A 5,871-nucleotide genomic window follows, 5' to 3' on the forward strand; every position below is an offset into this window, starting at 1 on the left:
GCCGCGGGCCACGCCCGCCGATGGACGGCGGCTGGCCGCGACGATCGGCCGCCGCAACCCCCGGCTCAGCACACGCTTCGGCACCGCCGTGGCGTCAGTTGCGGGGCCTGCGCCCAGCTGCAAAAATGGCCAAAGTCGAGTAGAAGTAGAAGCCGTCTTCATCCCCACCCAGGAGGGCAGCGATGTCGATGGCGGACTTCGTCGGTTTCTTCGGCGGGGGCTGCGGTGCTGGTGGGCGCTCGGGTGCCGACGGTTGACTGCGCGGAAGAGGGCTGACCGCCCCTTGCGTGTTGATCAGGCGCCGCCCAACGGGCTGATAGCCCTTGTTCATCTTCTCGGTCCGACGCTGATGGACGATCGCGCGGGTCAGACCGATCTGGTTCTGCACCAGTTGGCCGGCTTTCCCCCACCGGACCTCAAAATAGCCCGGACCCGGTGCCCATCTCGGCATAGCCCCACTCCTTGGCCGATCCATCCGGATGGGTGAAACGCATTTGGCTCGATCGTCTGGCGCATCGGCCGGGGGAGGCATGGACGGGCACATGGTCGGTCCATGGGGCGGTGAGTTCGATCATCGAGCGCGTTGGCATCGGCGTCGTTGGCGCCTTCAAGCGCCCACCGGACACACCATGAGCGCCCACGGAACGGCCCGCCAACGCGCCTTCCAGACCGCCTGTACCCTCGCCGCCGCCGGCAAGCGCCCGACGATCGCCGCCGTCCGCGAGGGACTGGGTGGTAAGGGCTCCCAGCAGGCGATCGGCGCCGGGATCAACGACTGGCTCAACGAGGCCGCCCGGCGCTTTCAAATCCCCGGCATCCCCGAGGCCCTGCGCACGCAGGTGGCCGCGGTCTGGGACCAGGCGTGCCGGCTGGCCGGCGAGCAGTGGGAGAATGCGAAGACGGCGCTTGAGGCCCGGGTCTTGGGGCTGGACGCCCAGGTCGCGGCGGTCGCTGGGGAGCGCGACGCGGCCAGGGCCGAGAGCGAGCGCTTGGCCGCCGAGTTGAACAGCCAGGGCACGATAGTGCTGGAAACGCCGGACGCCTTGGAGTTGGCCGGTAACAGCCTCGCCGCCCGTACCGCGGCCCTCCAGGAGACGATTGAGGCCCTGGCGCAGTCCCGCCAGCGGGATCATGCCGAACGCGTTGCCGCGGCGGCGGACAGCCTTAAGGCGGCCCAGGAGCGCATCGCCCGCATACAGGTGGACCAGGAGGTCGCGGCGGCGCGGGCCGAGTTGCTGGAGCGCGCGGAGGCGCTCGCCAGGGGCGCTGCCATACAGACGCGGGCGGACCTTGAAGCCGCACAGGCGTTGGCGGAACAGTTGCGCTGCTCAGTGTCCGAGCGCGACGGCCAGCGTGCCACATTGGCGACCACGGTCCAGGCGGAACAACAGGCGCGGGACGCGGATACCCAGCACTGGCTCAGCCGGCTCGCAGAACATCAGGCGGCAATGGCGGAGGCCCGTGCCCGGGAAACGGCGCTGATCGAGGAAAAGAGGACCTTGGCCCTGGAGGCGCAGCGTTTACGGCAGGACCTTCGGAGGGTGCAGTCCGAGATCACTGGCCGCTTCGCCAGCCCGGACAGCCGCCCGACGCCTGCAACACCGGAGTAATCGGCACCACCCTGGATCGCCGACCCTGCTGGGTCAAGGCGTTGGCCCGTTCGGCGGTCATGGACGAGCGATTCTTGATCAGTTGGATCGCGGTGATAGGTCACCGGTTGTCGGGGCACGGAATCGACGACAGCGGCAGAAACATCGGCGTCGGCTCTGGTCGATCGAGCAGAAGGCCCTCGACCACCGACACCGGCTCGAAGCCATAGCGAAGATAGAACGTCCGTGCCTCGGGTTTCGCATCGACGACGACGCCGACACACCCGATCTCGTCGGCCATCCGGCGGGCGAGGGTCAAGGCGAAGCGCAACAGGGCCTGGCCAACCCCGCGGTCCCGCGCCGTCTCGGCCACCGCCAGTCGCGCCAATCGTAGCGTCGGCAATGGGTAGCGCGGCAACCGGCGACGGCGCTCGGCGGGGAGCGCATCGATTTCGATCTCGGACGGCGAAACAGTGACAAAGCCCAGGATCGCATCATCCTCGACCGCGATGTAGGTGACGCCGACATGGTGGCGAAACTGGTTCTGGCCCGCAAAGCGATGGAAAAAGCGGTCGAGGTCTGGGTGTCCGCTGCGGAACCGGTCACGATCGTCGCCAGGCTCCAGCCGCCGAATCCTCATGCTCATCAGGGGTCGCTGTGAGCGGGCTCGGGATCCTCGCCGAAGAGTTCACACATGGCCCGATTGGGGACCTCCTGAGACTTCAGCCGCTCCAGCAGCCGCTCGCCCGACGCGGCCGTGACCACGAGGCGTGGGGGTATCACGATATCCTCAGGGATCTCGCTGATGGCCTGTAGATGGTGCAGCAGCGCCTGCTCGATCACGAACCCTTTCTTCATCCCCCGGGCACGGACGTACCGTTCCAGGCGATCACGGGTTTCGGGAGAGATGTTCGCGGAAATCTGGGTCACGTCGCACCTGCTCGTGCTGGTTTCTACAGAACTGTAGAGAAGTCTAGCATGACACGGAAGACAGCCGTGCGCCTGCGGTTCGGAGACGGTCAAGGAACGTTCGCACGGCGGGCTCTCCGCTCGGACGCTCGCTCAGTGCAGCACCGCGTCCAGGCGATCGGCGGTGCGAATGCGCTGGGACCAGGACAGCAGGGTTTCGGGGTCTGCCCTGGCGATCCGGCCACCGCGTGGCGATGCTGGCAGAAAGCGCTGAACATTGTGGCCGGCCACCTGCGGGGCACCTCGATTACACGCAACTGGACCCGACATTGCGGTGTACCGGCGCCGATCGCGCCCCGCCACCCGACCCTTATCGGATCACACCAGCCCATCGACCACCAACCAGAGGTATCCAAGATGAAGCTCTATTACGCCCCCGGCGCCTGCTCCATGGCGGCGCACATCGTGCTTCGCGAGGCTGGCTATGCCTTCGACCTGGAGCCGGTCGATCTCGCGACTGGCACCCTGGCGGACGGTCGGGACTATGCGACGATCAACCCCAAGGGCTATGTGCCCGCGCTGGCGCTGGACAATGGCCAGGTCCTCACCGAGGTCGCGGCCATCCTCCAGTACCTGGCCGATGCCCGGCCCGACCTGAAGCTCTCGATACTGCCGCCGGACCTGGCCCATTACCGCCTCCTTGAGTGGCTGAATTTCATCGCCACCGAGGTTCACAAGACCTTGGGTGGGCTCTTCAATCCCCAACTCCCCGCGACCTGTCGCGCGCTCCCGATCGCACTTGTGCAGCGTCGCTGCGACTGGCTCGCGCGTGCCCTGGGCGCCGGCCCCTTCCTGATGGGGGCGCAATTCACCATCGCCGATGCCTACCTGTTCACGGTCCTCAATTGGACCGCCCCGCTCAACATCGATTTGAGCCCCTGGCCCGCGTTGCAGGACTATCTGGGGCGCGTGGCCGCCCGCCCGGCGGTGCAGGAGACCTTGCAGGCGGAGGGGCTCACGGGATGATCCCGGCGTCGGGCGCGCGACCATCTCGGCCGGCGCGTCGATCCGGTGCATCCACACCGACATCCCCGCGGATGCCACGCATGTCAAGACGCTGCAATGCACGAACGGCCGCGTCTATCTCACCCAGCACGGATGGACGAACATGCAGACCGTCGGGGTGACCGCCAAGGCGAACAATTCGCTGGTCTTCGTCGAGACCGGCAGCCCCGGCCACCCGCCGCCGCTCTATGGCTGGTTCAAGGACCTCTGGCACGCCGTCGTCAGCAACACCGGCACGGTCTTTCAGGGCGGCGCCCGGGACTCCTCCGGGCTCGGCGGCATGACGCGCCCCGCGACGATCGGCGGCCGAAAGGTCTCGTTCTACGCGGGCAGACGCAATGCCTTCGTCGGACCGACCTGGACCGACGGTGGCCTCTCGCTGCCCTTCCCCGCGAACCTGTACCCACCGACCGCGGGGGAACTCCCGGACCCGGGGCTCGCGAACGTCAACTGGTACGACCAGATCCTGCTGGATGCCGAGACGCGGCTGGCCCAGGGCGACGCCTCTTCATGTTCGAGATCGGCGAATCGAATCCCTTTATCGACAACCTGTTCCGGCTGGTGAACTACGGATTCGTCGACTGCCCCGAGCCGGCCTGCCCCGGCTATGCCGACCGCAAACCAGTCGCCATCAGCAAGCGGCCCGACGCATGGCCGCCGGCCAACGCCTTTCCCGGGCACCTGACGGTGAATCTCTATTATCAATTCCAGCAGGCCTGTAAGCACTCGGGCGCCTGCCCGACGCGGACCCATGAGTACCTCAACAGACCCATCGCTGGCGGCAACCCGGACTATCGGATGACTGCAAAGAAGGTATGGCAAGGCTTCACCAGCAGCCACCTGTCCGGCAACCCGCGGGTCCCGGATACCCCCAGGATATGCACCTCAAGGTCGGTGTCGTCACGTCCGGGCGGCAGGTGCGGTTATACGTCGCGACCTCGAACCTCGACATGCCCGACCAGGGCTCGGGTCGCAAATGGCAGGCCGGAACCATCATCGAAACCAGCCCCGAGGACGGTCTCTACCAGTTGTATCAGCGTGAGTTCGCCAGCATCGCCGGTGACGGCGCCCTGTCGCAATACAACCTCGGGTTTGCCAATACACGCGGCAACAGCCATTTCGACCACGGGATCGAACCGACGGCGCCGACCATAACGCGCTCCGGCATTGCCGCCTTTGTGTTTCCGCTCAATACCGCAAAGGGCTCGCCTTGACGAGCCGGAACAGCTCACGCCACGGCGCCAAGCTCGCCAAGAAGTTAGTTGGCGGCCGTGGCCCCGCCCCAGAGGAAGCCGGGCGGGAAGGGTGTCATGGTCGATACGCTCATGGGCTGTCTTCCTCGCTGGGGATGAGTGGGTGGCGCCGGCCAGGTGATCTCGGCACTGACGTGTCCGGCCATCGGCGCGGCGGCGGCAAGCCCCGGTCGTGGACGAGACACCGACACTGGTACTCTACGGCGAGCACGACCATATCATCCCCGTGTGGCCTTCTGCGCCGTGCTCGGCAATCTGCCCGCCCCGGACCTGCGGCTGGTACTCTACGCCCACGGCTGGCACATGCTGACCCGGGACCTGCAACGGGAACGGGTGATGGGCGACATCGCCGCCTGACTGACGAGAATCCACAGGCCCCTCTGCCCTCGGGCGATGAGACCGCCCGCGACAGCCCGCGGCTGCGCCGTTTCTGTGCCGGCTGAGTCGTCATCGGGATGGCGTGCATCCGCACGGCATCCGCTCTTTGAAGGGGATAGAGCACATGCCTTACGTCACCAGTGTTGAGCGGATCGGCATCCGCAAAGGTATTGCGCAGGGGCTGCAACAGGAACTGCTATTGCTCGTCCGCCTGGCCCGGAGGCGCTTCGGTGCCGAAGTCGCCGAGCGCAGTGGGCCGCTGCTTGAGCGGGTCGCCAAAGCCGAAACCCTTGAAGACCTGGCCGAGACGCTCCTCGATAGTCCGGATGGGGCGACTTGGCTGGACGCTGTCACGCAAGCCGCGGGTTGATTCGCGACGGCTGAAGTCGCCGGGATCGGCCAGGGCGCGGTCAGCCATCGGGTGATGTTGCACTCACCTCCCGCGCCGGCACGCGTGCCAGGGCGCTTGACCATGAAGGTTCTGAAGGGTCGTCGGCGCCCATGTCGCCCCTATCTCAATTTCAGCGACGTCCCCTTAACTCGACTTTGGCCATTTCAGGGAGTCGAGGCCAGTTGATTCAGCACGCGTTGCCAATCCTGGCGGGAAATAACGAGGGCGTCCGGGTCTGCGGTTGAGTTGACGAAATTCGCCGCCGCCCAACTGGTGCGGCGCACCA

At 66.6% G+C, this 5,871-nt stretch carries 11 protein-coding genes; 6 read left to right on the forward strand and 5 right to left on the reverse strand.

All coding sequences use genetic code 11. The features are described 5' to 3' along the window. Window positions 1-94: 94 nt before the first annotated feature. Both QZY03_RS10640 and QZY03_RS10645 read right to left on the reverse strand, forming a co-directional pair. Window positions 95-388, reverse strand: a complete 294-nt coding sequence (locus tag QZY03_RS10640; protein WP_295580791.1) for a hypothetical protein — start codon at window positions 386-388, stop codon at window positions 95-97. Between the two features lie 28 nt (window positions 389-416). After that, window positions 417-590 carry a hypothetical protein gene (locus QZY03_RS10645; RefSeq protein ID WP_295580793.1) on the reverse strand — a complete coding sequence of 58 codons (174 nt, stop codon included), beginning with the start codon at window positions 588-590 and terminating at the stop codon, window positions 417-419. Between the two features lie 39 nt (window positions 591-629). On the opposite strand from QZY03_RS10645, the gene QZY03_RS10650 reads away from it, so the two are divergent. After that, window positions 630-1,610, forward strand: coding sequence for a DNA-binding protein (locus QZY03_RS10650; RefSeq protein WP_295580795.1), 981 nt, complete (start codon window positions 630-632; stop codon window positions 1,608-1,610). 100 nt (window positions 1,611-1,710) lie between these two features. Here QZY03_RS10650 and QZY03_RS10655 read toward each other — a convergent pair whose 3' ends face one another. The 3 genes from QZY03_RS10655 to QZY03_RS10665 form a co-directional block, all read right to left on the reverse strand. Beyond that, window positions 1,711-2,235, reverse strand: a complete 525-nt coding sequence (locus QZY03_RS10655) for a GNAT family N-acetyltransferase (protein WP_295580797.1) — start codon at window positions 2,233-2,235, stop codon at window positions 1,711-1,713. Next, on the reverse strand, window positions 2,235-2,519 hold the full coding sequence (locus tag QZY03_RS10660; protein WP_295580798.1) for a hypothetical protein: 285 nt from the start codon (window positions 2,517-2,519) through the stop codon (window positions 2,235-2,237). Before QZY03_RS10660 ends, QZY03_RS10655 begins: the two co-directional genes overlap by 1 nt. Window positions 2,520-2,651: 132 nt before the next feature. Then, window positions 2,652-2,789: a hypothetical protein gene (locus QZY03_RS10665; RefSeq protein WP_295580800.1), complete on the reverse strand. Its 138-nt coding sequence runs from the start codon at window positions 2,787-2,789 to the stop codon at window positions 2,652-2,654. Window positions 2,790-2,915: 126 nt separating this feature from the next. Here QZY03_RS10665 and gstA point away from each other — a divergent pair, with 126 nt between their 5' ends. The 5 genes from gstA to QZY03_RS10690 all read left to right on the forward strand — a co-directional run bounded on the left by gstA (window position 2,916) and on the right by QZY03_RS10690 (window position 5,564). Then, window positions 2,916-3,524 carry a glutathione transferase GstA gene (gstA, locus tag QZY03_RS10670; RefSeq protein WP_295580802.1) on the forward strand — a complete coding sequence of 203 codons (609 nt, stop codon included), beginning with the start codon at window positions 2,916-2,918 and terminating at the stop codon, window positions 3,522-3,524. A gap of 142 nt (window positions 3,525-3,666) precedes the next feature. After that, window positions 3,667-4,128: a hypothetical protein gene (locus tag QZY03_RS10675; protein WP_295580804.1), complete on the forward strand. Its 462-nt coding sequence runs from the start codon at window positions 3,667-3,669 to the stop codon at window positions 4,126-4,128. Between the two features lie 313 nt (window positions 4,129-4,441). Then, window positions 4,442-4,777 (forward strand): hypothetical protein, encoded by a 336-nt coding sequence (locus QZY03_RS10680; protein WP_295580806.1) that lies wholly within the window; start codon window positions 4,442-4,444, stop codon window positions 4,775-4,777. A gap of 267 nt (window positions 4,778-5,044) precedes the next feature. After that, window positions 5,045-5,173 (forward strand): hypothetical protein, encoded by a 129-nt coding sequence (locus tag QZY03_RS10685; RefSeq protein WP_295580808.1) that lies wholly within the window; start codon window positions 5,045-5,047, stop codon window positions 5,171-5,173. A 145-nt stretch (window positions 5,174-5,318) separates the two neighbouring features. Further along, the gene (locus QZY03_RS10690; RefSeq protein ID WP_295580810.1) at window positions 5,319-5,564 is read left to right on the forward strand and encodes a transposase; all 246 of its coding nucleotides are present in this window, start codon (window positions 5,319-5,321) and stop codon (window positions 5,562-5,564) included. Window positions 5,565-5,871 lie beyond the last annotated feature (307 nt).

The organism is uncultured Lamprocystis sp. (assembly GCF_903933125.1).
GTDB lineage: Bacteria > Pseudomonadota > Gammaproteobacteria > Chromatiales > Chromatiaceae > Thiodictyon.

Coding starts and splice junctions, on each gene's coding strand:
- QZY03_RS10645 (WP_295580793.1), bottom strand. CDS start 590: ATGCCAACGCGCTCGATGATCGAACTCACCGCCCCATGGACCGACCAT.
- QZY03_RS10650 (WP_295580795.1), top strand. CDS start 630: ATGAGCGCCCACGGAACGGCCCGCCAACGCGCCTTCCAGACCGCCTGT.
- QZY03_RS10655 (WP_295580797.1), bottom strand. CDS start 2,235: ATGAGCATGAGGATTCGGCGGCTGGAGCCTGGCGACGATCGTGACCGG.
- gstA (WP_295580802.1), top strand. CDS start 2,916: ATGAAGCTCTATTACGCCCCCGGCGCCTGCTCCATGGCGGCGCACATC.
- QZY03_RS10675 (WP_295580804.1), top strand. CDS start 3,667: ATGCAGACCGTCGGGGTGACCGCCAAGGCGAACAATTCGCTGGTCTTC.
- QZY03_RS10680 (WP_295580806.1), top strand. CDS start 4,442: ATGCACCTCAAGGTCGGTGTCGTCACGTCCGGGCGGCAGGTGCGGTTA.
- QZY03_RS10690 (WP_295580810.1), top strand. CDS start 5,319: ATGCCTTACGTCACCAGTGTTGAGCGGATCGGCATCCGCAAAGGTATT.